Here is a 25,751-nt window from a genome sequence, read left to right as displayed (position 1 = left end):
GGGTTTGATGACGTCGAGCGTCACGCCCTGAACACAGTGTTTCGCCTGTCCGAAACCCGGCACACGGCCTACGCCTTGTGGACCGCCGCGGCGCCTGAAGAGGCCGACATGGCCCTGATAGACGGCGACAGCTGGGAAGCCACGCTGGAGCTGGCCAACCCCGCCCATGATGACCTCAAACTGATCTGGATAGGCGACAACGCGCCCGCCCGCGCCCGCCTGGTGGTCAAGCGCCCGCTGCAGTGGGCGGCCGTGATCGAAGGCATGGACCAGTTGCTCGCGGCCGACCTGCCGCAAACCCCCGGGTCCGACCTCGACCTGGACCTGTTGTCCGAATCCACCGCGCTGCTGGACCTGGACCTCGACTTTGATTCCGAAGCCCCCACCGCGCCCTCGCCACTGGAGGGGCCCGCAACCGAGCCGCCCGAGCAGGCCCAGGTTCTGGTGGTCGACGCCGACCGCGATGCGCGCCTTTACCTGCGCGCCCGGCTGGCGATGGCCGGGATGCTGCTCGTCGATGAAGCCACCACTGGCACCGAAGCGCTCAAGCTCATGGATACGCGGCTTTACAAACTCGTCATCCTCGACATGGACCTGCCCGATATGGAGCGCTGGGAGATGGTCAAGCGCGTGGCAGCCTCGCAACCGCCTGTCGAGTTCCTGATCCTGACCGGCAAGCAGCTGTCGCCGCTCGATGCGGTGCGCGGCTGGTTTGCCGGCGCGCGCGGCAGCCTCAGCAAACCCCTGCACCCCGGCAAACTCAAATACCTGCTGCGCAGCGCGCGCGCCAGCTACTAACCGGCGGGCACGCGCTGCGGCGCCAGCGCATCGGCCAGGCGCTGCTCCAACGGCAAAGGCTCCGCATGCAGCTTCGCTGCCAGCAATTCCCCGCACAGCGCGGCAAACGTCAGCCCGCGCGAACCCATGCCGCTGCAGACCCACAAGCCCGGCGCCAGCGGCCCCAGCGCGGGCAGGCGGCTGGGCGTGGCACAGCGCACACCGGCCCAGCTCTGGACCTGTCCAGCCTCAAATTGCGGGGCCAGCGCCTGGGCCGCCTGTGGCAGCAGGGCCTGTAGCCGGCTGAAGTTGTGCTGGTCGTCTTCCGGCCGGGTCTCGGGCCTGGCGTTGTCGCGTTCAAAGCTGGAGCCCATGACCCAGGCCAGGCCGCCGGCTTCACCCGGCAGCGGCACCGCGGGCGCCAGGCTGCCATGGCCGTTCACCGGAAAGGCGGGCAGGGCAGCGGCCGTGCCGGGCTCATGCCGGCCCCAGCTGACCTGGCCGCGTATCGCTTGCAAAGCGAGCTCGCCGCCCTCCACATCGGCACCGGCGGCCATCGCGCGGCTCGCAAAACCGGCCGCCAGCACGACCAGCTCGGCGCGGGCCAGTTCCTGTCCCTGCGCATCCAGAGCTTGCCACTGGCCCGCGGCGTGGCTCAGGCGGCTCACCGTTGAGCGGCCCAGCGATTGCACACCCGGGGCTGCCAGCCAGGCGTCGACCAGGGCGGCCGGCCGTACCCAACCGGCCCGCGCATGCCACAGCGCGGGTGTACCCGCCGGCAGGCCGCATTGCGCCAGCTGCGCCGAATCGGCGGGCCGTGACCAATGGCCGGCGGCATCGGCCCATTCCGCCTGCCAGGCCTCGGGGCGTTTGCGCGGGTGCTCCACTTCATGCTCGAGCACGCCGGTGCGGCCCCAGTCGCCGGCCGGCAGCACGGCCTCCGCTTGCTGCAGCGTGGCGCGGATGCCGTGGCGCGACAGGCGCGAGAGCAGGTTGTCGTCGGGCGAGACATGCGGCGCCAGCAGCCCGGCGGGCAATCCGGATGCGCCGGCGGCCGGCTCTTCGGCGGCATCGAGCACCCGCACCTGCCAGCCCCGGCGCGCCAGGCTGGCCGCCACGGCCGCGCCGGCCAGGCCCGCGCCTATCACCACGCAGTTGGAGGGCGCGCGCCGCTGGGGAGAGGCCTGCGCTTTTTTGGGTTCCCAGGCCGGGTTGAACTCGCCCTGCAGGTTGTCGCGCTTGGGCGGTATGCCCGGCACCTTCTTCACCACAAAGCCGCATTGCGCCAGCGCGTCGCGCACGCTGCGCGCAATCGTCCAGGTCGCGATGCGCGTGCCGCGCCGGCAGCAGCGCGCCACCGCCTTGAAGGTGTGCAGGTCCCAGATGTCGGGGTTGCGCTGCGGGCTGAAGCCGTCCAGGTAGACCGAATCGGCCTCAAACAACTGTTCGCGCAGCATGGCCTTGGCGTCGCCTATGCACAGCGTCAGCAAGACCCGGCCGCCTTCAAACACCAGGCGGTGAAAGCCCGGCAACAGGCCCCAGAGCTGGGCCTGCAGCTGTTCGGCAAAGGGGACCAGTTCAGGATGCGTCTGTGCGCTGCGCAGCACGTCGGCCGCGCTGGCCGGGAAGGCCTCGGTCGAGACGAAATGCAGCAGGCGGGGGCGGTCCGGGTCGGCCTTCCAGGCGGCCCAGGTGACGAGGAAGTTCAGGCCCAGGCCAAAGCCGGTTTCCAGCACCGTCCATTGCGGCTGGCCGCCCCAGGCCTCGGGCAGGCCGCAGCCTTTGAGGAAGACCTCGCGGGCCTGGTCCAGCCCGCCGAGTTCGCTGCGGTAGCGGTCGCCAAAGCGCGGGCTGAAGGGACTGCCGCCGGCCGTGCCGTCGTCCAGCCACTCAATGCGCTCGGGCATGCCGCCGGATCAGGGGGCGGGGGTAGGGGGGACGTAGCCTTGTACCGCGTCGGCCCCGTCACCGAAAAAGTGTTTCTCCATCTGGCGCGCCAGGTACTGGCGGGCGCGGGCGTCGGCCAGGTTCAGTCGGTTTTCATTGACCAGCATGGTCTGCTGCTTCATCCACTCCGCCCAGGCCTCCTTGCTGACCTCTTCCCAGAGGCGTTTGCCCAGGGGGCCGGGGTAGGGGGGAAAGTCCAGGCCTTCGGCTTCTTTACCGAGCTTGATGCATTTGACGAGGCGTGCCATGGCGAGAGTTCTTTCGTGTATCGGGGGGATTTAGGGAGTCTAAGGATGTTTACAGAATAAAGAACTGAGTTTTTATTCGTTCCGGTTTTCAAGTGCTGCTTCCAGAATCCATTTTGTTCGCATTTACCTGCATTTTTCTGGAAAAGAGAGCAACCATGACTTCACGCCGCAACTTTATCAATGTTTCCACCCGAACCGCCGCCGTGCTCGGTTTGGGTTTGACGCTGGCAGGGTCACTGCTGACGGCCCAGGCCCAGCAGCCGCCCAAGCCGCCCGTCACGCTGCTCAATGTCTCTTACGACCCGACCCGCGAGCTTTACGTCGAATACAACGCCGCCTTCGGCAAATACTGGAAGGCCAAGACCGGCCAGGACGTGACCATCAAGCAGTCGCACGGCGGCTCCGGCAAGCAGGCGCGCTCCATCATTGACGGCCTGGACGCCGACGTCGCTACGCTGGCCCTGGCCGGCGACACCGACGCGCTGGTCAAAAACGGCGGCTGGCTGGCTGCCGACTGGCAAAAGAAGCTGCCGCACAATTCCTCGCCCTATATCTCCACCATCGTGCTGGCCGTGCGCCAGGGCAATCCCAAGGGCATCAAGGACTGGGACGACCTGGTCAAGCCCGGCATCAACGTGATCACGCCCAACCCAAAGACCTCGGGCGGCGCGCGATGGAACTACCTCGCGGCCTGGGAATTCGCCAAGCGCAAATACGGCAGCGACGCCAAGGCCAAGGAGTTTGTCGCCAAGCTCTACGGCAATGTCTCGGTGCTGGACACCGGCGCCCGCGGCTCCACCATCACTTTCGCCCAGCGCGCCCAGGGCGATGTGCTGATCGCCTGGGAAAACGAAGCGTATTTGCTGGAGAAGGAATTCGGCGCCAAGTTCGACGTGGTCGCACCTTCGCTGAGCATCCTGGCCGAGCCCGCCGTCGCCGTGGTCGACAAGAACGTGGACAAAAAAGGCACGCGCGCCGTCGCCGAGGAATACCTGAAGTACCTGTATTCCGAAGAAGGCCAGGACATCGCCGGCAAGAACTTCTACCGCCCGGCCGTCTCGCAAAAAGCCATTGCCAAGTACGCCAAGCAGTTCCCCAAGCTGAACCTCTTCACCATCGACCAGGCCTTCGGCGGCTGGACCAAGGCGGATAAAGAGCACTTTGCGGACGGCGGCTCCTTCGACCAGATCTATACAAGGAAATAAGCTCCCCCCGAAGCAGCCTTGGCCGCCTCCCCCCAGGGGACGCCCACTGCGGCCCGGCTGAGCCGGTTCCGCGCCGGCACTCGTAGGGAGACCTTGTACACATCGCTTGGCCGCTAAGGCAGATCAGGAAGAACTCTAAAAAATGTCCGCACAACGCCGGTGCACGGCGTGCGCTGGGCGGCCTGAGTTTTCCCCTTCAACGATTTTTCAACCCAGTTCCAGGAGAATCTTTATGTCCATCCAAGCCATCAACGTCCGCAACCAGTTTCGCGGCAAGGTCAAGGAAATCATCCGCGGCGACGTCGTGTCCGAAATCGACGTCGAAACCCCGTGGGGCATCGTGACCTCGGTGATCACGACACGCTCGGTTGACCAGCTTGAGCTGGCCATCGGCAGCGAAGTAGTGGCGCTGGTCAAGTCGACCGAGGTGTCGATCGCTAAACTTTAGTCTCCAAGAAGTTATCCGCAGATGACGCAGATGGACACAGATAAAATCCAAACTCAATTGGATGTTCATCTGCGCTAATCTGCGTCATCTGCGGATGGAATGCAGTTTCCGGCTTGTCCGGTTTAGGGCTTACTGCAGTTCCACGCCCGCTTTTTTGACCAGCTGGGCATACTTCGCCATTTCGCTGCGGAAGTACAGCGCCGCGATTTCGGGCGTACTCGGGTTGATGGTGTTGCCCTGTTTGGCCATGGCCTCTTTTACCTCGGGTGTTGCGTAGGCGGCGGCCACGGCGGCCTGGATGCGCCTGGCTTCGGCCATCGGCAGTTTGGCCGGGCCGATCACCGCGAACCAGCCTTCCATGTTGTAGTTGGGCAGGCCTTGTTCCGCAATGGTCGGGATCTCGGGTGCTGCTGGCGAGCGGGCGCTGCCGCCGACGCCGATGGCGCGCAGGGCACCGCTTTTCAGGTGCGCCTGCACGGCGGGGAGCGCCAGCACGCCCAGGTCCACCTGGCCGCCTATCATGTCGGCCACCATGGGGCCCACGCCCTTGTAGGGAATGTGTTTGGCCTTGACCTGGGCTTCGTCGAGAAACATCTGCGCGGCCAGGTGCAGGATGGTGCCGTTGCCGGACGACGCATAGTTGTACGCATCGGGTTTGGCCTTGAGCAGCGCGACCAGTTCCTTCACATTGGTGGCCGGCAGCTTGTTGGGGTTGACCACCAGCACCATGGGCGTGCTGCCGATCACGGTGATGGGCGTGATGTCGTTGATCGGGTCAAACGGCAGCGATTTGTAGACGCTGGGGTAGATCACGTGGTTGTTCGACACCACGCTCAGCGTCATGCCGTCGGGTGCCGATTTGACCAGCGCCGAGGTGCCGACGATGCCGCCCGCGCCGGGCTGGTTTTCAATCACGACCGGGTGGCCCAGCGTCTTGCCCAGGGCCGCGCCGGCCGCGCGGACGATGGTGTCCACGCCCGAACCCGCGCCCACCGGCAGGATAAAGCGCACGGCGCGTTCGGTGGCCTGGGCCAGCAGGCGGCGCGGCGCCCAGGCCAGGCCGCCGCCCAGCAGCAGCGCGCCCAGGCCTTGCAGCGTGCGGCGGCGTTGAAGCTTGTGAGGGTTGATGAGGCTTATTGTTGTGGGGTTCATGCATGTCTCCTTTGTCGTGAGTCGTGGGAAGCGAAAATCCTATGACACTGCAGCCTCGCGGTGCAGGCGTTCAATCTCGGCCGCGCCGTAGCCCAGGCCGGCGAGCAACTCGCTGGTATGTTCGCCCAGCGACGGCGGGTTCAGCCTTACCTTCAGGCGCTGGCCGTCCATGGTGAAGGGCAGCAGCGTGGTCTTGGCCGTCTGGCCGGCGCGCTCGCCGTCGGGCAGCGTAATGTCGGCCAGCCCGCCGGTGGCCAGCAGGTGTTCGTCGTCGTAGAGCTCTTCGGGCCGGCGTATCGGCGCGAAAGGCAGGCCGGCCGCTTCAAACAGCGCCACCAGCTCTTCGGCGCTGCGAAGCGCCAGGCGTTCACGCAGCAGCGGCAGCAGGGTGGGGCGCTGGGTGACACGCTGGTTGTTGCTTGTGTAGCGCGTGTCGGCCTTGAGGTCGGCGAAACCCAGCGCGTCGCAAAACGTGGCCCATTGCGCGTCGCTGACCGCCGCCAGGAAGATCTGCTCGCCGTCCTTCACGCTGAACACGTCGTACACGCCCCAGGCCGAGATGCGGTCCGGCATGGGTGCGGCCGGCTGGCCGGTAATCGCGTACTGCAGCATGTGCTGGCCGACCAGGAAGACGTTGTTCTCGAACAGGGCCGATTGCACCTCCATGCCCTTGCCGCTGATGCCGCGCTGGATCAGCGCGCCCAGCACGCCGATGGCGCCGAACATGCCGCCCATGATGTCGTTGACGCTGCTGCCGGCGCGCAGCGGGTCGCCGGGCCGGCCCGTCATATAGGCCAGGCCGCCCATCATCTGCACGACTTCGTCGAGCGCGGTGCGGTGGTCGTAGGGGCCGGGCAGAAAGCCCTTGTGGCTGGCGTAGATCAGGCGCGGGTTGGCGACGCTCAGCGCGGCGTAGTCCAGGCCGTATTTCGCCATGGTGCCGGGCTTGAAGTTTTCGGCCACCACGTCGGCGCTGGCGCAGAGCTTGCGCGCCACTTCGGCGCCGGCCGCATCGCGCAGGTCAATCCCGATGCTCTTCTTGTTGCGGTTGAACAGCGGAAAAAATCCCGAGCCCGCGCCCAGCAGGTGGCGCGTGCGGTCGCCGTCCAGGGGCTCGACCTTGATGACCTCGGCGCCCATGTCGGCCAGCAGCATGCCGCAGGTCGGGCCCATGACCATGTGGGTGAACTCCACGACGCGCAGGCCGGCCAGCGGCTGGGGTGGGGTGGAGGAAGCGGTGTGTTGCATGCGGTGTTCAGGTGAGGAAAAGCAGAGCGTTTGCCGGCTGGGCCAGCGTTGAGTTTAGGCCGTAGCGGCGGACGGCCGCATGGTTTTGGGCAGGCCCGCGCGCCACAGCGTGCCGTGCAGGCTTTCGCCTTCAAGCCAGCCCGCGACCTGGCCGCGCAAGGCCATCAGCTTGTCGAAGTCAATGCCGGTCTGGATGCCCATGCTCGCGAACATATAGGCCAGGTCTTCGCTGGCCACGTTGCCGCTGGCGCCGGGCGCGTGCGGGCAGCCGCCTATGCCGGCCAGGCAGGCGTCAAAACGCGTGATACCGGTTTGCAGGGCCGCATACACATTGGCGATGCCCATGCCGCGCGTGTCGTGAAAGTGGCCGCAGTTGAGCCGCTCGCCGGCGATAGCGAGGGCCTGCTCGAACAAGGCGCGAACCATTTCCGGGTCGGCGTAGCCCACGGTGTCGGCCAGGCCCACGCAGTCGGCGCCGGCGTCCAGCACCGCTTGCAGCAGCCGCAGCACCTCGGCGGGCTCGACGCGGCCTTGCAGCGTGCAGCCGAAAGCGGTGCTGAAGCCCACTTCGATGCGGATGGCGCTGCCCGAGGCATCGCGCAGGTCGCGTATACGGGCGATCTCCGCCACCACCTCATCGGGCGTCTTGCGCAGGTTGGCCAGGCTGTGGGCGTGGCTGGCCGAGATCGGCAGCAGCATCAGGTGCGCGCCGGATTCGATGGCGCGCTCGGCTCCCTTGAGGTTGGGCACCAGCACCGAGGTCGTGAGGCCGGGCAGCGTTTTCGCAAAAGCCACCAGTTCGGCGGTGTCGGCCAGTTGCGGCAGCAGCCGCGCGGGCACAAAAGAGCCGACCTCGATCTCGCGCTGGCCGGCGTCGTAGGCTCGCCGGATCCACTGCAGTTTGTGGGCGGTGGGCATGACGGCGGCAATGCTTTGCAGGCCGTCGCGCAGGCCGACTTCGCGGATGCTGACGCGCTGGGGCAGGGCGGGTGCGGTATTCACTGGGCTTGTCTCCGAAGAATGCGGGGGTTCTGCAGGGTTCTGGGGCTGTGCCTCAGTTTAGAATTTCCAGAAACGTTTGGTTTGGCAATTTTGGAAGCAATGGTGTTCCCGTTAGGAATACCTGATCGCCGCAAAACATCAGGAGACAAGGCATGAGAGACCTCGACATGACCACCCTGCGCCTCTTTGCCGCCGTGTGCGACGCCCGCAGCATCGCCCGGGCGGCTGAGCAGGCCAATATCGTCGGCTCGGCCATCAGCAAGCGGCTGGCCCAGCTTGAAGACACGGTCGGCACGCCCTTGCTGCTGCGCCGCCGCCACGGCGTGGAGCCCACACCGGCCGGCGAGAGCCTGCTGGAGCACGCGCGCGCGATACTCGCCAGCGCCGACCAGATCGAGCGCGACATGGGGGCTTATGCGCTGGGCGTGCGCGGCCAGGTGCGCATCCTGGCCACGGCATCCGTCATGGCCGAATCGCTGGCCGACGACGTGGCGGCTTTTTTGCAGGTCCAGGCGCACCATGACATCCGCGTCACCATGGAAGAGCGCGTCAGCCCCGATGTGATTCGCGGTATCAAGGAGGGCGTGGCCTCCATCGGCATCTGCTGGGACGCGGCCGGCCTTTCGGGCCTGCAATCCTGCGGCTACCGCCACGACCACCTGGCCATCGTGGCCCATCCCTCGCACCCGCTGGCCGGCCACGAGGTTTTGAGCTTCGAGCAGACGCTGGACCACGAACACGTGAGCCTGCCGGCGCACAGCGCCGTGCAGGTGCTGCTGCAGCGTGCCGCCGCGCTCCAGGGCAAAACCGTCGTGCACCGCGTCATCGTCTCCAACTTCGAGGCGGCGCTGCGCGTGGTGCGCGCCAACCTGGCCATCAGCGTGGTGCCGCGCGAGGTCGCCGAGCCCTATGCCCGCACCTATGGCCTGCGCGTGATCCCGCTGGGCGACGCCTGGGCCAGGCGCCGTTTCGCCATCTGCTTTCGCGACGAGGCAGGCCTGTCGGCCGCGGCCAGGCTGCTGGTCAGGCACCTGGCGGATACCTCGTTGGCCTGAGCGGCGCAGGCCCCTAAAACCCCCTCTCAAGGGGCGGTGAAAGCGGCCGGCCTTCTTTTGCGTTAAAATAAGCCTCCAACCCACGGCAGACAAGCGTCACCAGCTATAGAAAATATAGCGTGCAGGGCTGATCCAGGCTAGGCCCAAACGGGCCTGGCAGCCGCCGCAAGGCCGGCGTCCTGGCCGGCCACGGCGCTTGATTTTGGGGAAGGAAGCCCCAAATTCACTGCATGAACGCCACCCATTCCCATCCCCACAAGACCGACCTCACGGTCACCCACGTGTTGGCCGAGTTGCTCGAGCGCCTGGAGCACAGCGCGGTGCCTGTCGGCGCCGAGCAATACCGCTCCGTCGTGCTGCACCTCGTCAGCGAACTGGGCGACGTGGAGCCGGGTACGGCGCTGGGCGCGCTGCTGGACACCCATCCGGCCGCCGCCGAGCTGTATGAAAACGTGAACTACCAGTACGCCGGCCTGTGCCGGTCCGCGCTGGATGCCTCGCTCGCCGCCGAGCAGCAGGCCAAAGCGGCCATCGACAAGGCCATGAACCGTCAAAACCCCCAACCGAAGGAAGATCCACACCATGGCAAGAGCTGACGCCAAAACCGCTGTCCTCGCAGACGGCCTGCGCTACAAGTCCAAGGTCTCGGGCTCCCCGTTCGCCGCCACCACCTCGTTCGGCGCGGCCACCATGTCGTGCTTTATGTGCGGCAAGCACCGCGCCCGCTCCCTGATGGGCACGCGCAAGGTGCTGGGCAAGTCCCAGGCCGTGTGCTCGCCCTCCTGCAAGGCGCTCGACGAAGCCCTCGAGAACGCGGCCAACCAGGCCTGATACTCACAGTCCGTTTCACCCTTCTTTGCCCGCGTCTTGATCACGTCACGGCCGCGGGCGCATACTGTCTCAACCCATCCTTGAACAGTTGACGAAAGGTGATTCCATGGCTTCCCTGCCCACGCCGGACCCGGTCCTCGAACCTGACGAGGCCATAGACCACATCCGCGGACGCGCGTCCGCCCCGGTCACGCTGGTTGAGTACGGCGACTTCGAGTGCCCCTCCTGCTTCCAGGCCCACTCGGCCCTCAAGGTCATGCTGCCGCACTTCGGCCAGCAACTGCGTTTTGTCTTCCGGCACTTTCCGCTGCGCGAGGTGCACCCGCATGCCGAGCTCGCCGCCGAAGCGGCCGAAGCCGCCGGCGCCCAGGGCAAGTTCTGGCCCATGCACGAGCTGCTCTTCACCCACCAGCAGCACCTCAAGGACAAAAACCTGCTCGACTACGCCACCCAGGTCGGCCTCGACATGGCGCGCTACCAGAACGAGATGAGCGACCATGTCTACCTGCAGCGTGTGCAGGAGCACATGCAAACCGGCCGCCACCTGGGCGTGCGCTCAACGCCGGCGTTTTACGTCAACGGCGTGTTTTGCGATGTGTCGTTCGGCTTGCAGCATCTGCACGAAGCCATTGATAAAGCCCTGGCCCAGTCCGCCCAAGCTTAGTGTTTAGCCGTCGACCGGCTGCAGCGGCGTCTTTAAGGTCTTCTGCAGGAAAGCCAAATCCAGCCAGCGGCCGAATTTAAAAGCCGCCTGTTTGATCGTGCCGCAGTGCTCAAAGCCCAGGCGCTTGTGCAGTTCGATGCTCGCGGCGTTGTCCAGGTCTATCGCGCCCACCAGCAGGTGCATGCCTTGCTCCTCGGCCTTGGCGACGATGGCCTCCAGCAGCCTGCGCCCCAGCCCCTGGCCGCGGCTGTCTTTCTCCACATAGACGGAATGCTCCACCGTGTACTTGTAGGCCGGGAACGCGCGAAACGTGCCATAGCTCGCAAAACCCAGCAGCTTGCCAGCGTCGTCCTCCAGCCCGATCACCGGAAAACCGTTCGCGCGCTTGGTCGCGAACCAGGTCGCCATGCTTTCGGGCGCGCGCGGCTTGTAGTCGTAGAGCGCCGTGGAGTTCACGATGGCCTCGTTGAAGATGGCCAAAATCTGGCCGGCATGGCGCTCTTCGGTGCACAGGACGGGATGCATGGGAAACTCCTTTCGGGAAGGGGAAAAAGATTCGTCTACTATAAGAGATTATTAATCCCTTATGATGGACGTTAGATTTTTACCCAAGGACCGCCATGACGATTGACGCCCTGATTGCCTCCCGGCTGCTGGCCCTGCGCCAGGCCAAAGGCCTGAGCCTGGCCGCACTGGCCGAGGTCTCGGGCGTCAGCAAGGCCATGATCTCCAAGGTCGAGCGCGCCGAAAGCAGCCCCACGGCCATGATCCTGGGACGCCTCGCCGCTGGCCTGGGCGTGCCGCTCGCGCAACTGCTCACCGAAGAAGACAAAGAAGCCGGCCGCCGGCTGCGCAAAAAAGCCGACCAGGAAGTCTGGCGAGACCCCGAGGCCGGCTACCTGCGCCGTCAGGTCGCCGAGCGCGGGGCCGGGGAGGGCGCCGAGATGGTCGAGGTTGAACTGCCGCGCGCCACCCGCGTCGCCTACCCGAGGTGGACAGGCCAGCCTTACCGCCAGCGCCTCTGGCTGGTCGAGGGCGGGCTGCGCATCGACTACGGCGACGAGGTCTTTGAACTCGAGCCCGGCGACTGCCTGGACTTTGGCGTGGACCGGCCGCTGGTGTTTAAAACCCTGGGGCGAGGGGGCTGCCGCTATTTGCTGGTCATCAACCACGGCTGATAAAAGGAATTCATCCGCAGATTTGCGCAGATTAGGAGAAAGAATTTGCACTCAGGACTTCGTTCTTATCTCCCATACGCTGGGCACACGATGTTGCCTCGCGTTTGGCTTCATCTGTGGATAAAGGCTTAAACCGCAGCCGACCCCGGTAGCGACACCGCTTGCGCCGCATGGCGCGCCCGTATGCGCCGCACCTGCAGCGTCGCGCCAACGATGTAGAGCAGCAGCAGCACACCCGTGGCCGCCTTGAGTTCGGGCGCATCGGCATTGGGCAGCAGCGGCGCGCCCAGCGGCAGGCGGGTCGAGGTCTCGGTGATCGCCGGGATCATGTGGAACAAAAAAGTGATCGAATAACTGAGCGTCTCCACATAGGCCGAGGCACGGCCCAGCACCTTGGTGTTGCCCGCCACCCAGGCAATGCCCAGCACCAGCAAGGTGATGATGCCCAGCGCATGCGGCTTGCCGAAGCCGCCATGCTGGAAGATGCCAAAGCCCGTGAGGCAGGTCAGCACCGTGGTCCAGATATACACCTTGCCCAGCGTGGACGCGGCGATGATTTCCTTGTCGCGGAAAAAGGCGATCAGCGCGGCTGCGACGGCCACCAGGCTGATGGCGGTGTGGATCACACCGAGATAGGTCAAACCATAGATCATTGGAATCTCCTGGTGCCCGGCAAGGCCTGGGCCGTGGGTTGAACAAGCTGGCGCTTTTAACAAGCAAACGCCATGCCGCGCAGATTGTGGCCCGCGGCACCGCTTTTGCCTATGGTTTTGCGGGCCATGCGGCGACGGCCCGATAATCGGTAGCATCCCGTGGCCGCAGTGCGCCACTCATTGACACCAAAGTACTATGAAAAAAACATTCCAGCTCAAGGTCGAAGGCAAGAACCGCGAGCGCCTGCTCGAAGCCGCCAAACACGACATCCGCAAATACCTCAAACGCGAACGCGCCAAGGCACTGCCCAAGGGCATCGATTTCTGGGACTTCGATTGCAAGTCGGGCTATAGCGAAGCCTCGGCGGCCGTGGTCTCCGTGGCCGACCTGATCAAGTCGATTGACGAGATCGTGAAAGACGGCGGCGAGCAGTTTTATGTGGAGGTGCTGGCCAAGGGCGGGGTGAAGGTGCCGCGGGTGCGGAATGAGGGTGAGGACGATTTCGCAGACGTCGAATAAGCATGCGCAGAATCTTTGCACTTCTACTGATGGTGCTATCCATGGACATTCACGCTGGAAATTTCTTCCCACCCGACTACAAGACCTTTCCTTTCAAGGAAGGCGACCTGCTCGCCAGCCAAGGAGGCAACGGAAAATTTTCAGTGAACAAAGTGCTGAAGATAGACCGCGTTGCCCTGAAGAAGGGTGAGTCCATCAACATACAGGGAAAATCCTTTGCGGCCACCGAAGACGACTACCTGCTGGTCGTCAGTTGCTCCTACGGGGCTTCGGAATTTAATACGCTTGAAGAAGCGCGTGCCGCGGCCGCAAAAGGGAAATGGACGGTCCAGATGGGGCACGCTCCAAATCGTTCGCCCGGTGCCGCAGCGGGACAAACCCGGATTGGGAACAGTTCGGTGACCGACAGCGAATTGGCCGGTTACAGGGAGTGGCGAAGCGCGTTCGATAAGGGTCATGCAGGTGTTTTTTAAAGCACGTGCGCTTGCTTGGTAGCCTATGGACCGAGACCCCGAAGCTCCTTTAGGCCCTTTCCCCGACACCTTCAAGCAGGGCGACATATTCTGGATTGAGCCTGACCCCTCACGCGGCTCCATCCCGGGCTCCCCGCATCCCCATGTTGTCGTGCAGGACGACGTATTCAACCGCTCGCGCATCAGCACCGTCATTGTTTGCGCGCTGACCTCCAATCTGAACCGCGCGACGGAGCCGGGCAATGTCTTGCTGGAGCCTGGTGAGGGGAGTCTGGAAAAGCAGAGTGTGGTGGTCGTGTCGCAGGTATCTTCGGTTTACAAGACACGATTGGGTGCACACATAGGGACGTTGTCGGATGAACGGGTTCAGCAGATACTGGCGGGGATGCGCTTCTTGCAGGCGTCTTTTCATAATCGTTAGTCTCAGGCGCATCCCTGCAAACAACTCCCGCCGCCCGCGTTCATGTCTGACACCTGAAGGCCAACACCATGCCAGCACCGGGTTCCTCCACCCTCACACTGCTTGTGCTTCTTCCGCTGGTCGCGTGGCGTGTTTACGCCCGCTTTCGGCGCATGGTGGGGCGCCAGCGCCTGTCGAGGATTCGCCCCTGGATCACGCTGGCCATCTTTCCCGTCCTGATAGGCCTGCTTGGCCTCGCCGCGCATGCGCATCTTGACCGGCTGTTCTGGCTTGCCGGCGGCCTGGGCCTTGGCGCTTTGCTCGGCACCTTCGGACTGCGCAAGACGCGCTTTGAGCCGACGCCCGAAGGCCTGTTTTACACGCCCAATGCGCACCTGGGAATTGCGCTTTCACTGTTGTTCGTGGCGCGCATTCTTTATCGCCTGTTCGAGGTCTACCTCATCGCACCGGGGATGCCGAACGGCGTCGGTGATTTCGCGCGGAGTTCGCTTACGCTGGCTGTCTTTGGCTTGCTGGCGGGTTACTACATCCGCTACGCCATCGGCCTTGTTCGGTGGCGGTTTGGTGTTCTGCGGGCCAAGAGGGAACGCGAAGCGTTAGGGCGAGATGCTTAGATTTGCCAATCTCGTAGATTGACTCGGACACCACTTTTAAGCGTCGTCGCAATTCGTCCCCTGCAATCGCAGACGTAAGGATCATCAAAGCGCGTTGCCTCAGGCCCCTCGCCGTAAATCAAAGACGACTGTTAACAGCGTCAACGAGAGCGCCAACATCACAAGCGTACACGCCCGCAGAGTTCGCCGAGTTCAACTCAATGATCTTCATCTGCCCGCCAGTGATCGCAACATCAATAGTGAATGCCTTGTTGGGCATCCAATCATCTACACAGGCTTGTGCGAATTCCCTGACGGCAGACGGTACTTCGCTGGAGACCGAGAGGTGTTCGCCGACCTTGTAGCGTGACCCAGTCACGATTACTCCATCGATAGCAAAGAGGCGGAACTCAACCTCGATCTCGGTCAACGGAGCCATCACCACGCGGTCGCCTGGAAGGAGCGTTACGTCAGGAGCATTGGAAACTCGCGCCACACCGTCGCGAAATTCTTCCAGCTCTTGCCACGTCATGACTGTGCCTGCGAAAGACTTGCTGTCCAACGTTGGCCGAATGAAGAATCGATCCCAAGTGCGCGGCAACTCGGCTAGCGAAGCGCAAATAGCCGACGAGTTTAGAGCTCGGGAACCGTACATGTTCAGCAGGAGTTCATAGTCCAGGTTCGCGTCGAAGTAACCAGGCTTCCATCCGCGTGCTTTCGCCACGTTGCCAAGTCCTGTGCTGCCATAGACAAAAATCCCTTCTTCAGGAAGGTCGCCCGGTTCGGAGACGAGTTCGTGAAAAAAGGGAACCAAGCTAACCAGGCTATAGGCCGTGCCGCGGGCCTCCAGTGCGTGCTCGAAGCGACTGAGATCTGCTGGGTTGATGAGGTTCCGCTGTAGTATCCAATGCATGGGTCGCTAACGATGTGACGAGACGGTTGCAGCGATCGATTCTAGACTCGTGCTACGGAGTTCTGTGCCAAGATGACCTTCGCCAAAGGCGCCAAGGTAGACGATCCGTCAGGCCTCTTCAACTCCAGCCTCGAAGGCAACACCCGCCGCGTGATTGATTTTCATGAGGGTGACGAGATTGATGAGAAGGCGTTGAAGGTGCTGGTGCGAGCGGCTGCAGCGTTGAACCGGGCCTAGCCGATCTCCTCAAATGGAGGCGATTCCTTTGCTAACCGCGACGCCTATAAGTTACCAAGCTCGCGAAGCAATTCATCAGATTCGGATGGTTTATTATTTTCCAACCACTGCAACCTAAACTCGACGGCTTTTTGTCCTTTGGGATGGCAGTCTTTGTGGACAGGTACAGCATTTTCAATAATGGTTTGGCCTCCAGCTTGGTGCTCTTCAATATGATGAACTTCAAGGTCTTGCCAACGAATTTCCTGTTTGCACACTGCACATCGCTTTTGGTCGCGGTAGTAGACTATTTCCCTCTCTTCATTGCCAAAAATTCTGTTCGTATCCAAAAGCAGTGGGTTAAGTTCTCGCATCATGTGCTGAACGAAAAAAGCGTGTCTGCGCTGAATGGTTCGCCCCTCCGCTGACTGCGTTTGTGTCAGTGCACCATATTCGAACCAATACTCACCACTGCGTTGTTTTTTGTCGTTTGCAGCTTTTGCTTTGAACGAATCATAGGCTCGGATGAAATTGGTTTTCCAATTGGGGGCGTATTCATATATCAAGCTGTCAAGTAGCAAGATCACATGAATGGCTTCATGCCCCTTCAATTTCGGCGATGTTTGATTACTAAAAAGTTGAACTGCAACATCAAGAGCTTTTAATAGTCGTTTAACAAGTGGGGAGTCTATGTCGAACCCAAGATTTCTATAGTAATAATCGTCAACTTTTTGGGTGCCGATGTCAGACCAATTGCCATGCTCTAGCCGCTCGAAAAATAGCATACAGATTTGAGCGCACAGTTGTCTTACTTCACCTCTATCCTTGGAGTTCTTGCTGACATGGCGATTAAAAAAATCATGACCTTGATGCCGAGTAATCTCTGGTTTTCCTCCCAGCTTTAAGACAAGTTCAGTAAATCCACCTGGCCAAGCATCACGTTTCTCTTGAGCATTTAGCGGAAGTCCGGCCTGTAGCCTTATGAAGAGGTCGCGAGCTTCATCTTCGATGTCCGTTGTGACCTTTACGATAAATATCTTTGTAGTCAAGAAGCGTGTCTTTAGGTCATCCGGCAAGCTGAGGAAGTCGCATCTAGCCCAAGAGCACGGCGTGTCCTTAATGAAGCTGGGGAATCTAGCCACCTTGTCATCTTTAACAGGGTCAAAAAGTTTTAATGCGCTTTCACCAAACCTGTAAAGCGCATTTATTCGTTGCTGGCCATCTATGATTTCAAGGCCCTCACTCTGCATACCCGCGATGACCCTCTTTTTGTGGTGAAGGTAAATCAGTGGTAACGGGTACCCGCGCAACACACTATCGATAAGTTTTTTTTGCTGATTTTCCGACCAAACCGCAGCTCGTTGGTATTCCGGATTCACTATTAGCATGCTGTTTTTCTTAAGCTCCAGCAGTTCTTTGATAGTTATCTTGTCAGATGTCAGGTCCATGCAATCTCACTTAGTTAATTGGTCGCACTGCGGCAATCTGTTCTGGCCAAGAGGAGGCCCTTTCGCCCCGCGCTAGTAACACTAGGGCGATAAAAACAATAGCCACATATTAGAGACCTTGCTGCGAACTGTCACTCATATAGATTGAGTAGGCATCAAGATTCACCGGCATGCGAAGCGGTTTTTGCAGCCCGCAACTTATCCTTCTTGCTAGGCCGCTTCCCCTTGACCCCACCCGTCCCCGCGGGATCGACCGGGTTCACCTCCGCCACCTCCACCCGCTCAAAACCCGCGACCTGCTCGCGCGCGACTTGGATGCCCAGGCGCTTTTCAATCAGCTTGAAATGCGCCTCGGTGTCCGCGCTCACAAAACTCACGGCCACGCCCGCTTCCCCGGCCCGGCCGGTGCGGCCTATGCGGTGGGTGTAGTCGGTGACGGATCGCGGCAGGTCGTAGTTCACGACCACCGGCAGTTGCGCGATGTCTATGCCGCGCGCGGCGACGTCGGTGGCCACCACGACTTGCACGGCCTTGATCTTGAAGTCCTGCAGCACCTGGGTGCGTTTGCCCTGGCTCAGTTCGCCGTGGAAGGGTTCGGCTTCGATATGGACCTTGCGCAGCTTGTCGGCGACGATTTCGGCGGCGTGTTTGGTCGCGACAAAGACGAGGACTCTTTCCCACTTTTCGGTCTGCACCAGGTGGCGCAGCAACTGGGTGCGGCGGGGTGCGTCGACTTCAATCGCGCGCTGGGCAATGTCGGGCACGGCTTGCACCACGGGTTCGACCGCTATGCGCAGCGGATCGCGCAGCAGGCTTTCCGCCAGGGCTTCAATTGCGGGCGGGAAGGTCGCTGAAAAGAACAAGGTCTGGCGTTTGGCCGGCAGCAGGGCCAGGATGCGATTGAGTTCTTCGCCAAAGCCGAGATCCAGCAGGCGGTCGGCTTCGTCTAGCACCAGGCTTGTGGTGCCCGCCAGGGTCAGGGCGTTGTGGTCAATCAGGTCGAGCAGGCGGCCCGGCGTGGCGACCACGATGTCGGCGCCGCCGCGCAGGTTCATCATTTGCGGGTTGATCGATACGCCGCCAAAGACGACGGCGACTTTGATGCGCTGCGGCAAATACTTGGCAAAACTTACGATGGCCTCGCCGACCTGCGCGGCCAGTTCGCGTGTGGGCACCAGGATGAGCGCGCGCACGGGCAGGTGGCCGGCGGGCGCTGCGCTGGTGGCGAGGCGCTGCAGCAGCGGCAGCGCAAAGGCGGCTGTCTTGCCGGAGCCGGTCTGGGCCGAGGCGACGATGTCGCGGCCTTGCAGCACGGCCGGGATGGCGGCCTGCTGGATGGGCGTGGGGGCGGTATAGCCTTTTTCGTCCAGGGCGCGCAGGAGCAGGGGCAGCAGCGCGGGCGAAATACCCAGTGAGGAAAATGGCATGGGGTGGTGTGGAGGAGGGTGGGAAGACGCGGGGTTGGCGCGGTGTGGGCCGCGTGGGGCGGGCCCGGCAGGGCTGCCTGACGCCCCAAGTTTAAGGCCGCGCGCTTTTGGCCCTGGCGGGCGCCAGAAACAGCAGCGCGCAGGCCGAGGCGCCCAGCGCGCACAGCACACAGCCCAGCACCACCCAGCGGAAGGCCGCGACCAGCAATTCGGGCGGGGCCGATTGCACCGGCCCGCGCAATGCGGCGGCAAACACCACGCCCAGCAGGGCCACGGCCAGCAGGCCGGCGACGCGGGCGACGGCGTTGTTGATCCCCGAGGCGATGCCGGCGTGCGTGGCGGGCACGGCGTTCATCACGGTGGTGGTCAGCGGTGCGACGGCAATCGTCATGCCCAGGCCCAGCACCAGCATGGCGGGGAAGAAGCCGGCCCAGTAAGGCCAGCCCACGCCGGGCAGGGCCAGCAGCGCAAAGCCCGCGGCGGCCAGGGCCGGCCCGGCGATCAGCATGGCACGCGCGCCGAAACGTTCGGTGAACTTGGCGGTGGCCGGCGACAGGAAACCGAGCAGCAGGGAGAAGGGCAGCAAGGTGGCACCCGCGGCGGTGGCCGAATACTTAAAAGCGCCTATCAGCACAAAGGGCAGAAAAAACAGTGCACCGCTGAGTGCGAAATACAGTAGCAGCGTGAGCAAATTGGTGCCCACAAAATCGCGTGACTTGAACAGGCCCAGCGGCATCATGGGCGCGCGTGTGCGAGCCTGCACATAGACGAATGCCAGCAGCAGCACCGCACCCCCGGCGATGGGGCCCAGCACACTCAGCACCTGCCAGCCGCGCTCGGGCGCCAGCGTGAGGCCGTAGGTCAGGCCGCCCAGGCCGCTTGCCACCAGCAGCACGCCGGGCCAGTCGAGCTGCTGGGGCGCGTCGGGGTCGCGGCTGTCGGGCACGGCGTAAAGGGCCAGCCATACGGTGGCCACGGCCATGGGCACGTTCAAAAAGAAGATGGAGCGCCACGACACCGCATCGACCAGCCAGCCGCCCAGCACCGGCCCGGCCGCGCCGGTGATCGCCGCCCAGGCGGCCCAGGTGCCTATCGCCTTGCCGCGCGCCTCGCCCTCAAACACGTTGCCGATGATGGCCAGGCTGGCCGGCACCAGCAGGGCCGCGCCCACACCCTGCAAGGCGCGCGCGGCGATGAGCGCCAGCGGCCCGGGCGCCAGGCCGCAGGCCACCGAGGCGGCGGTGAACAGCGCGATGCCGATGATGAAGATCTTGCGCCGGCCGAAGCGGTCGCCCAGCGAGCCGCCCACCAGCACCAGCGAGCCCAGCAACAGCAGGTAGGCATTGATGACCCATTGCATCTCGGCCAGCCCGGAGGCCGAATCACCGGCCAGGTCGCGCTGGATGGCGGGCAGGGCGATGTTGACGACGGAGCCGTCGATAAAGGCCATGGAGGAGCCCAGCACCGTGGCGGCCAGCGCCAGCTTGGGGTGCGCCGCCTGGCCGCCGCCGCAGGCCTGGGCGCGGATGATGCCTTCGTCACAAGGGGCGTGCGGGCTGGCGGGCATGGGGTCTCCTGCGGTCGCGGGTGTGGAGGTGATGCGGTTGTTTGACAAATTGTCTGATAATGGATAATATTTCCAGATGACGACACAAGCCGCGCAGCCACCCATGCCCCATCCTGCCAGTTCTCCGCCGTCCAAGGCAAGCAGGCCGGCGGATGCCCAACTGCTGCTGCTGGACAAACACGCGGTCGAGGCCATGCTGCTGCCCGCCGACGTGCTGGCGGCCACGCGCGAGGCCTTTGTGCTCCACAGCCAGGGGGAGGGCCGTGTGTTCTCCCTGGTGCGTGAGAGGCTGGCCACCGGCGGCGTGTTCGGCATCAAGTCGGGCGATGTGGGGGCGCAGTCGCTGCTGGGCTTCAAGGCAGCAGGTTTTTGGCCCGGCAATCCCGCGCGGGGTGCCGACGCCCACCAGGCCACCATCATGCTGATTGACCCCGCCACGGGACGGCCGACCTGCCTGATCGACGGCAATGCCGTCACCACCGAGCGCACCGGCGCCGCCGGCGGCCTGGGCCTGGAGCTGGCACGGCCTGAGAGCCGCACGGTGTGCGTGTTCGGCACCGGCGTGCAGGCGCAGGCGCAATTGCGCTTTGCCCTTCGGCAGCTGCCCGGGCTGCGCCAGGTGTTTTACGCCACGGCCGACGGTTTGCCCAAGCCCGCGTTTGAAGCGGCGTTTGCCGGCCTGTGCACCATCACGCATGCGGCGGACGTGAATGCCGCCGTGGCGCAAAGCGACGTGGTGATCACGGCTACCACCGGCAAGGGCCCGCTGTTCGACGCGGCCGCCGTCCAGCCCGGCACCCACATCAATGCGGTGGGCAGCGACACAAAAGGCAAACGCGAGCTGCCCGAAGGCCTGCTGGCCAGGGCACGCGTGTTTGTGGACGATGCGGCCCAGTCGCGCGGCATAGGCGAGCTGCAATGGGCGCCTGACACCGCCTGCACGGAAATCGGCGATGTGTTGTCGGGCAAGGCCGCCTTTGCGCGCGGCGCCGGTGACATCACCGTGTTCGACATGACCGGCATCGCCTTGCAAGACCTCACGGTCGCGCGCATGCTGGAGCAGCGCGCGCGACTTGACGGCAAGGGCCAAAGCATTGCCTGGCCCTGGTGACCGGTTTGAAGCCATTGACTAAAGTTCTGGAGATTCCCTTGACCGCCACGACCCAATCCCACCCCCTGGCCGCCCTGGACACACCGGCCGCCGTGATCGACCTGGCGCGCATGCAGCGCAACATAGCACGCATGCAGCAGCGCATGAATGCGCTGGGCGTGCGCTTTCGCCCGCACGTCAAGACCAGCAAATGCACACCGGTGGCGCGCGCGCAGCTGGCCGCCGGGGCGCAGGGCATCACGGTTTCCACCCTCAAGGAAGCCGCGCAGTTTTATGCCGACGGTTTTGGCGACATCCTCTATGCGGTCGGCATGGTGCCGGCCAAGCTGCCGCAGGCGCTGGCGCTGCGGCGCCAGGGCTGCGACCTCAAAATCATCACCGACAGCGTGGCCTCGGCCGCGGCGATTGCCGCTTTCGGCCGCGAGCACGGCGAAAAATTCGAGGTCTGGATAGAAATCGACAGCGACGGCCACCGCTCCGGCATCAAGCCCGGCGAGGCCGCCTTGCTGGAGGTGGCGCGCGCGTTGCATGAGGGCGGCATGCGGCTGGGCGGCGTCATGACGCATGCCGGCTCCAGCTACGACCTCCACACGCCCGAGGCGCTGGTGGCCATGGCCGAGCAGGAGCGCGCCGCCTGCGTGCAGGCCGCCGAACGCCTGCGCGCCGCGGGCCTGCCTTGCGCGGTGGTCAGCGTGGGCTCGACGCCGACGGCGCTGTCGGCGGCGCAGCTCGAGGGCGTGACCGAAGTGCGCGCCGGCGTGTATGTGTTCTTCGACCTGGTGATGCACAACATCGGCGTCTGCGCGACGGACGACATCGCGCTCAGTGTGCTGACCACGGTGATAGGCCACCAGGTCGACAAAGGCTGGGCCATTGTCGACGCCGGCTGGATGGCCATGAGCCGCGACCGCGGCACACAAAAGCAGGCCCACGATTTCGGCTACGGCCAGGTCTGCGACACCGAGGGTGAGGTGCTGGCAGGTTATGTGCTCAGCGGCGCCAACCAGGAGCACGGCATCCTCTCGCGCGAAGGCGCACCCGACACCGACATCGCCGCGCGCTTCCCGGTCGGCACGCAGCTGCGCATTTTGCCCAACCACGCCTGCGCGACCGGCGCGCAGCATCCTGAGTACCACGCACTCGCCGAGAACGGCGAAGTGGCGACCTGGCGCCGGCTTTACGGCTGGTGAAGGTCATTTTCAAGGGCTTTGAAGCGCCTGTTGGTATTCTGAAAATACAGCCAACGTACCGTTCTGGTTGAGTTTGGCCTGTCCTGCGCTTGATGAGCGATCGAAGCCCTTCGACAAGCTCAGGGCGAACGCATGTGAGTAGCCGCGATTGAGCAAAGCCGTCGGAAAAGCACTGGGTGTGGGGTTGGCGGGGTTTCGCTCCCTCTCCCTCTCCCTCTGGGAGAGGGGGTAAAACAATAGCGCCACGTGCGTTGTATGTGGTTCTTAACGACACATGCTGTAGCCGCCGGTCTCCAAATGAAAGTGGTCTTTGTGCACCGCGTTGTAGTCCGGGCCCAGCACACCTTTGAAATATTTGCAGGCGCCCTCGTGGGCCTCGCGCAGCAGCAGCTCCCTGGGCTTGAGCGGCGTGGCGGCGTCTTCGCCGGCCCAGTCCTTGAGCACCGTGATGCGCTGCCCGTCGGCCAGGGTCAAGGCCGAGATGTCCAGCGCATTGGCCGTGGCGTGGCGGCTGCGCGCGCGGGCCGGCGCGTTGGGCGGCGCGCCTTCGCCGCGGTTCACGTTGCGGCAGGCATAGCTGCCCAGATGGTCCATGCCCGCCACGCGCTGGCCCATGTGCTTCTGCGCCGCGGGCTGCAGCGCATGCCTTTCCCACATGAAGAAGCTCAGCGCCATCGGGCAGCTGAGCGGAAACGGTGCGCCCATGCGCACCGCCGCCGTGCGCAGCCGCACCGCGTTCTGGAAGCCGCAGCCCTCGCCGGTGCTGCGGTTGGGCAGGACGTCGTACTGCATGCCGGTGGTGGCCAGCGCGGCCTGGCAGCGCTCCGCGTCGTTGCGCGCACGTGAGAGTTTGTAGCGGGTCAGCAGGCCGGGCGGGGCCATCACGTCCAGCGGCGCCCAGGGGTTCAATTGCGGGGGAATCCGGATCACGTCGGTGTAGACGCCGTAGATACCGGTGGCGAGGGCGCTCCACAGCAGCAGCGCCAGCCAGCGGCCCCAGCGCACGGGCCTGGCTGGCGATGGGTCCGGCGCGGGGGGAGGGTCCAGGGGCATGCCTGTTTATAGCCGAGGCGCCCCAGGCCGGCCCGGCAGGCGAAAAAGTTTGTAGCAATCGCCATGCAACTCGCCAATCCCCCGCCTGATCCGGCATCATGCGGGCATAAGCATTGCATCCCCTCATGTTCCCCTTCGCACCGGAGTTTTGATGGCTGACGACCCCACCCCCGCACCCCCGCCGCTGGCCGAGAGCCGGCGCCACCAGATGTTCCCCGTGCTCAGCGCAGCGGAGATTGCGCGCATACACCGCTTCGGCACGGTGCTGCATTTCCGTAAGGGCGACAGGCTGTTCGCCGCTGGCGAGCCCGGCCCCGGCATGTTCGTGATGCTCAAGGGCTCGGTCACCATCACGCAGCGCGACGGCCTGGGCCATGTGCTGCCCATCGTCACGCAGGGCCCGGGCCAGTTCCTGGCCGAGGTCGGCCAGCTCTCGGGCGCGCCGGCGCTGGTCGACGGCCATGCCGAGGACGACGTCGACGCCCTGCTGGTGCCGCCCGGCCAGTTGCGCGCATTGATCATTGCCGAGGCCGACCTGGGCGAGCGTGTGGTGCGCGCGCTGATTTTGCGGCGCGTGGCGCTGATCGAAGCCGGCGCCAGCGGCCCGGTGCTGATAGGCCGGCCGCAATCGGCCGCCGTGGTGCGGCTGCAAAGTTTTTTGAACCGCAACGGTGAACCGCATCACGTGGTGGATATTGCACAAGACAGCGATGCCGCCGCGCTGATGGAGCAGTACGGCGCCGCCGCCGGCGACGTGCTGGCGGTCTGCCCCGATGGCTCGGTGCTGGTGAACCCCGGCGAAAACCAGCTGGCCCGCTGCATGGGCATGGTCGATACGCTGGAGCACCCCGAGCTCTTCGACGTGATCGTGGTTGGCGGCGGGCCCGCCGGCCTGGCGACCGCGGTGTATGCGGCCTCGGAAGGCCTGCAGGTGATGGTGCTGGATTGCCGGGCCTATGGCGGCCAGGCCGGCGCGAGCGCGCGCATCGAGAACTACCTGGGCTTTCCCACTGGCATCTCCGGCCAGGCACTCGCCGGCCGCGCCTACGTGCAGGCGCAAAAATTCGGCGTCGAAATGCTGATCCCGGCGCAGGCCCAGTCGCTGGACTGCGCGGCCAAGGCCATCAAGGGTGAGCTGCATGTGAAGCTGACCGACGGCCGCACGCTGCGCGCCAAGACCGTGGTGGTGGCCAGCGGCGCGCGCTACCGCCGGCCCGAGGTGCCGCGCCTGGCCGAGTTCGAAGGCCGCGGCGTCTGGTACTGGGCCTCGGCGCTGGAAGCCAAGATGTGCAGCCAGACCGAGGTGGTGCTGGTGGGCGGCGGCAATTCAGCCGGGCAGGCGGCGGTGTTTTTGTCGCAGCACGCGGCCAAGGTCAACATGCTGGTGCGCGGCCCCAGCCTGGCGGCCAGCATGTCGCGCTACCTGATAGACCGCATAGGCGCCACACCCAATATCGAGCTGTTGCCGCAGACCGAGGTGGTCAAGCTGCATGGCGACGGCAACGCCGGCCTGAGCGCCGTCACCTGGCGCAACCGCCAGCGCGGCACCGAGCATGACGCCGAGGTGCGTAACGTGTTTCTTTTCGTCGGCGCCGACCCGGAAACCGGCTGGCTGGACAGCTGCGGCGTGGCCATAGACGCGCACGGTTTTGTGCGCACCGGCGAAAGCGTCACCTGCAAACATTCCGACTACAAACCCGCGCCGCTGGAAACCAACATCCCCGGCCTGTTCGCCGTGGGCGACGTGCGCAGCGGCTCCGTCAAGCGCGTGGGCGGCGCGATAGGCGAGGGCGCCGCGGCGGTCGCGATGATCCACCAGCACCTGGCGGCCATGGAACGCGCCGCCGCTGTCGCCTGACGATTGAAGGAACTCATCCCATGCGAATCAAACCCTGCAGCCACGTCCCCGCTGAAATCCATTCACCGAATGCCAGAGGCTGCGAAGAGTGCCTCAAGATGGGCGACACCTGGATGCATTTGCGCCTGTGTGTGCATTGCGGCCATATCGGCTGCTGCGACGACTCCAAGAACCAGCATGCGAGCAAACACCATGCGGCGACCGGGCATGCGGTGATCCAGTCGTTTGAACCCGGAGAGAGCTGGATGTGGTGCTATGAGCACGAATTGCAGGTGGGTTAGGGCGCGGCAGCCGGCGGTGGCGCCGCCTTGGTGGCCTTGGTGAACTCGGTTGTGGCCACCATCACCGGGCTCGATCTGGGGCTGCGCTGCCAGTGCTCGTCGGCGGCTTTTTGCACTGCGTCCTTGTCGTAGTGGCCCTTGGACAGGTCGGCCCAGACATGCACATAGGTTTTGCACCAGGCGTCCCGAGCTTCGTTGATTTTTTCCTCGGAAAGCTCGGGGGTGGATTCCGGGTCGGGGGTGGGGTCGGGGGCCATGCAGCCATCCTAACG

The 25,751-nt window shown here is 64.1% G+C and carries 29 protein-coding genes and 1 pseudogene; 17 read left to right on the top strand and 13 right to left on the bottom strand.

The annotated features are described in order from the left end of the window. Positions 1–36 precede the first annotated feature (36 nt). On the top strand, positions 37–798 hold the full coding sequence (locus ACSQ27_RS07605) for a response regulator (protein ID WP_436154850.1): 762 nt from the start codon (positions 37–39) through the stop codon (positions 796–798). Here the strand turns inward: ACSQ27_RS07605 and mnmC are convergent. Together mnmC and ACSQ27_RS07595 are read right to left on the bottom strand one after the other, a co-directional pair. Further along, entirely contained in the window at positions 795–2,684 is a 1,890-nt protein-coding gene (gene mnmC, locus ACSQ27_RS07600; protein WP_436154849.1) for an FAD-dependent 5-carboxymethylaminomethyl-2-thiouridine(34) oxidoreductase MnmC, read from the bottom strand. The two genes, ACSQ27_RS07605 and mnmC, sit on opposite strands and share 4 nt — an antisense overlap. Before the next feature lie 9 nt (positions 2,685–2,693). Beyond that, entirely contained in the window at positions 2,694–2,972 is a 279-nt protein-coding gene (locus ACSQ27_RS07595) for an oxidative damage protection protein (RefSeq protein WP_436154848.1), read from the bottom strand. A gap of 155 nt (positions 2,973–3,127) precedes the next feature. On the opposite strand from ACSQ27_RS07595, the gene ACSQ27_RS07590 reads away from it, so the two are divergent. Together ACSQ27_RS07590 and ACSQ27_RS07585 are read left to right on the top strand one after the other, a co-directional pair. Then, positions 3,128–4,177, top strand: a complete 1,050-nt coding sequence (locus ACSQ27_RS07590; RefSeq protein ID WP_436154847.1) for a sulfate ABC transporter substrate-binding protein — start codon at positions 3,128–3,130, stop codon at positions 4,175–4,177. A gap of 232 nt (positions 4,178–4,409) precedes the next feature. Beyond that, entirely contained in the window at positions 4,410–4,625 is a 216-nt protein-coding gene (locus ACSQ27_RS07585; RefSeq protein WP_436154846.1) for a TOBE domain-containing protein, read from the top strand. A gap of 129 nt (positions 4,626–4,754) precedes the next feature. On the opposite strand, the gene ACSQ27_RS07580 is transcribed toward ACSQ27_RS07585, so the two are convergent. From ACSQ27_RS07580 to ACSQ27_RS07570, 3 genes are read right to left on the bottom strand one after another with little or no spacing between them, the layout of a single operon-like run. Next, positions 4,755–5,777 carry a tripartite tricarboxylate transporter substrate binding protein gene (locus ACSQ27_RS07580; RefSeq protein WP_436154845.1) on the bottom strand — a complete coding sequence of 341 codons (1,023 nt, stop codon included), beginning with the start codon at positions 5,775–5,777 and terminating at the stop codon, positions 4,755–4,757. A 39-nt stretch (positions 5,778–5,816) separates the two neighbouring features. After that, positions 5,817–7,025, bottom strand: coding sequence for a CaiB/BaiF CoA transferase family protein (locus ACSQ27_RS07575; protein WP_436154844.1), 1,209 nt, complete (start codon positions 7,023–7,025; stop codon positions 5,817–5,819). Positions 7,026–7,079: 54 nt separating this feature from the next. Continuing rightward, a complete protein-coding gene (locus tag ACSQ27_RS07570) occupies positions 7,080–8,027 on the bottom strand; it encodes a hydroxymethylglutaryl-CoA lyase (protein ID WP_436154843.1) in 948 nt (315 codons plus the stop codon). Between the two features lie 152 nt (positions 8,028–8,179). Between ACSQ27_RS07570 and ACSQ27_RS07565 the strand changes: the two genes are divergently transcribed. The 4 genes from ACSQ27_RS07565 to ACSQ27_RS07550 all read left to right on the top strand — a co-directional run bounded on the left by ACSQ27_RS07565 (position 8,180) and on the right by ACSQ27_RS07550 (position 10,577). Next, complete coding sequence (locus ACSQ27_RS07565; protein WP_436154842.1) at positions 8,180–9,082, top strand: LysR family transcriptional regulator; 903 nt, start codon at positions 8,180–8,182, stop codon at positions 9,080–9,082. Between the two features lie 230 nt (positions 9,083–9,312). After that, positions 9,313–9,678, top strand: a complete 366-nt coding sequence (locus ACSQ27_RS07560; protein ID WP_436154841.1) for a hypothetical protein — start codon at positions 9,313–9,315, stop codon at positions 9,676–9,678. After that, positions 9,665–9,913 (top strand): hypothetical protein, encoded by a 249-nt coding sequence (locus ACSQ27_RS07555; protein ID WP_436154840.1) that lies wholly within the window; start codon positions 9,665–9,667, stop codon positions 9,911–9,913. The genes ACSQ27_RS07560 and ACSQ27_RS07555 overlap by 14 nt, the downstream gene beginning before the upstream one ends. A 106-nt stretch (positions 9,914–10,019) precedes the next feature. Beyond that, the gene (locus ACSQ27_RS07550; RefSeq protein ID WP_436154839.1) at positions 10,020–10,577 is read left to right on the top strand and encodes a DsbA family protein; all 558 of its coding nucleotides are present in this window, start codon (positions 10,020–10,022) and stop codon (positions 10,575–10,577) included. A 3-nt stretch (positions 10,578–10,580) separates the two neighbouring features. Here the strand turns inward: ACSQ27_RS07550 and ACSQ27_RS07545 are convergent, their stop codons facing one another. Next, the gene (locus ACSQ27_RS07545) at positions 10,581–11,102 is read right to left on the bottom strand and encodes an N-acetyltransferase family protein (RefSeq protein ID WP_436154838.1); all 522 of its coding nucleotides are present in this window, start codon (positions 11,100–11,102) and stop codon (positions 10,581–10,583) included. Positions 11,103–11,197: 95 nt separating this feature from the next. Here ACSQ27_RS07545 and ACSQ27_RS07540 point away from each other — a divergent pair, with 95 nt between their 5' ends. Beyond that, on the top strand, positions 11,198–11,755 hold the full coding sequence (locus ACSQ27_RS07540) for a helix-turn-helix domain-containing protein (protein ID WP_436154837.1): 558 nt from the start codon (positions 11,198–11,200) through the stop codon (positions 11,753–11,755). 128 nt (positions 11,756–11,883) lie between these two features. On the opposite strand, the gene ACSQ27_RS07535 is transcribed toward ACSQ27_RS07540, so the two are convergent. Next, positions 11,884–12,408, bottom strand: a complete 525-nt coding sequence (locus tag ACSQ27_RS07535; protein WP_436154836.1) for a hypothetical protein — start codon at positions 12,406–12,408, stop codon at positions 11,884–11,886. Positions 12,409–12,604: 196 nt separating this feature from the next. Here ACSQ27_RS07535 and ACSQ27_RS07530 point away from each other — a divergent pair, with 196 nt between their 5' ends. The 4 genes from ACSQ27_RS07530 to ACSQ27_RS07515 all read left to right on the top strand — a co-directional run bounded on the left by ACSQ27_RS07530 (position 12,605) and on the right by ACSQ27_RS07515 (position 14,436). After that, a complete protein-coding gene (locus ACSQ27_RS07530) occupies positions 12,605–12,928 on the top strand; it encodes a DUF6172 family protein (protein WP_436154835.1) in 324 nt (107 codons plus the stop codon). 41 nt (positions 12,929–12,969) lie between these two features. Continuing rightward, positions 12,970–13,401 (top strand): hypothetical protein, encoded by a 432-nt coding sequence (locus ACSQ27_RS07525; RefSeq protein ID WP_436154834.1) that lies wholly within the window; start codon positions 12,970–12,972, stop codon positions 13,399–13,401. 25 nt (positions 13,402–13,426) lie between these two features. Beyond that, positions 13,427–13,822: a type II toxin-antitoxin system PemK/MazF family toxin gene (locus tag ACSQ27_RS07520; RefSeq protein WP_436154833.1), complete on the top strand. Its 396-nt coding sequence runs from the start codon at positions 13,427–13,429 to the stop codon at positions 13,820–13,822. Between the two features lie 68 nt (positions 13,823–13,890). Next, positions 13,891–14,436, top strand: coding sequence for a hypothetical protein (locus ACSQ27_RS07515; protein WP_436154832.1), 546 nt, complete (start codon positions 13,891–13,893; stop codon positions 14,434–14,436). Positions 14,437–14,554: 118 nt separating this feature from the next. Here the strand turns inward: ACSQ27_RS07515 and ACSQ27_RS07510 are convergent, their stop codons facing one another. Then, a complete protein-coding gene (locus ACSQ27_RS07510; protein WP_436154831.1) occupies positions 14,555–15,328 on the bottom strand; it encodes an ATP-grasp domain-containing protein in 774 nt (257 codons plus the stop codon). A 69-nt stretch (positions 15,329–15,397) separates the two neighbouring features. Here ACSQ27_RS07510 and ACSQ27_RS07505 point away from each other — a divergent pair. Further along, positions 15,398–15,565: pseudogene (locus tag ACSQ27_RS07505) on the top strand (DUF1801 domain-containing protein); the annotation flags it as partial. A gap of 44 nt (positions 15,566–15,609) precedes the next feature. Here the strand turns inward: ACSQ27_RS07505 and ACSQ27_RS07500 are convergent. The 3 genes from ACSQ27_RS07500 to ACSQ27_RS07490 all read right to left on the bottom strand — a co-directional run bounded on the left by ACSQ27_RS07500 (position 15,610) and on the right by ACSQ27_RS07490 (position 19,986). After that, positions 15,610–16,992, bottom strand: a complete 1,383-nt coding sequence (locus ACSQ27_RS07500) for an HNH endonuclease family protein (protein ID WP_436154830.1) — start codon at positions 16,990–16,992, stop codon at positions 15,610–15,612. 155 nt (positions 16,993–17,147) lie between these two features. After that, entirely contained in the window at positions 17,148–18,419 is a 1,272-nt protein-coding gene (locus ACSQ27_RS07495) for a DEAD/DEAH box helicase (protein WP_436154829.1), read from the bottom strand. A gap of 91 nt (positions 18,420–18,510) precedes the next feature. Next, the gene (locus ACSQ27_RS07490) at positions 18,511–19,986 is read right to left on the bottom strand and encodes a DHA2 family efflux MFS transporter permease subunit (protein ID WP_436154828.1); all 1,476 of its coding nucleotides are present in this window, start codon (positions 19,984–19,986) and stop codon (positions 18,511–18,513) included. Between the two features lie 103 nt (positions 19,987–20,089). Here ACSQ27_RS07490 and ACSQ27_RS07485 point away from each other — a divergent pair, with 103 nt between their 5' ends. Together ACSQ27_RS07485 and ACSQ27_RS07480 are read left to right on the top strand one after the other, a co-directional pair. Continuing rightward, positions 20,090–21,097: an ornithine cyclodeaminase family protein gene (locus ACSQ27_RS07485; protein WP_436155415.1), complete on the top strand. Its 1,008-nt coding sequence runs from the start codon at positions 20,090–20,092 to the stop codon at positions 21,095–21,097. A 38-nt stretch (positions 21,098–21,135) separates the two neighbouring features. Then, on the top strand, positions 21,136–22,287 hold the full coding sequence (locus ACSQ27_RS07480; protein WP_436154827.1) for a DSD1 family PLP-dependent enzyme: 1,152 nt from the start codon (positions 21,136–21,138) through the stop codon (positions 22,285–22,287). A gap of 264 nt (positions 22,288–22,551) precedes the next feature. Here ACSQ27_RS07480 and ACSQ27_RS07475 read toward each other — a convergent pair whose 3' ends face one another. Further along, positions 22,552–23,340, bottom strand: coding sequence for an extensin-like domain-containing protein (locus tag ACSQ27_RS07475; protein ID WP_436154826.1), 789 nt, complete (start codon positions 23,338–23,340; stop codon positions 22,552–22,554). 151 nt (positions 23,341–23,491) lie between these two features. Between ACSQ27_RS07475 and ACSQ27_RS07470 the strand changes: the two genes are divergently transcribed. Both ACSQ27_RS07470 and ACSQ27_RS07465 read left to right on the top strand, forming a co-directional pair. After that, positions 23,492–25,198: an FAD-dependent oxidoreductase gene (locus tag ACSQ27_RS07470; RefSeq protein WP_436154825.1), complete on the top strand. Its 1,707-nt coding sequence runs from the start codon at positions 23,492–23,494 to the stop codon at positions 25,196–25,198. A 20-nt stretch (positions 25,199–25,218) separates the two neighbouring features. Beyond that, complete coding sequence (locus ACSQ27_RS07465; protein ID WP_436154824.1) at positions 25,219–25,479, top strand: UBP-type zinc finger domain-containing protein; 261 nt, start codon at positions 25,219–25,221, stop codon at positions 25,477–25,479. Here ACSQ27_RS07465 and ACSQ27_RS07460 read toward each other — a convergent pair. Continuing rightward, entirely contained in the window at positions 25,476–25,736 is a 261-nt protein-coding gene (locus tag ACSQ27_RS07460) for a hypothetical protein (protein WP_436154823.1), read from the bottom strand. The genes ACSQ27_RS07465 and ACSQ27_RS07460 overlap by 4 nt on opposite strands. Positions 25,737–25,751: the final 15 nt, after the last annotated feature.

The sequence above is a fragment of the Polaromonas sp. LjRoot131 genome, assembly GCF_964252805.1.
Lineage (GTDB): Bacteria > Pseudomonadota > Gammaproteobacteria > Burkholderiales > Burkholderiaceae_C > Polaromonas.
The sequence above is the reverse complement of the archived record's forward strand: the minus strand, read 5'-3'. Positions and strand labels throughout refer to the sequence as shown.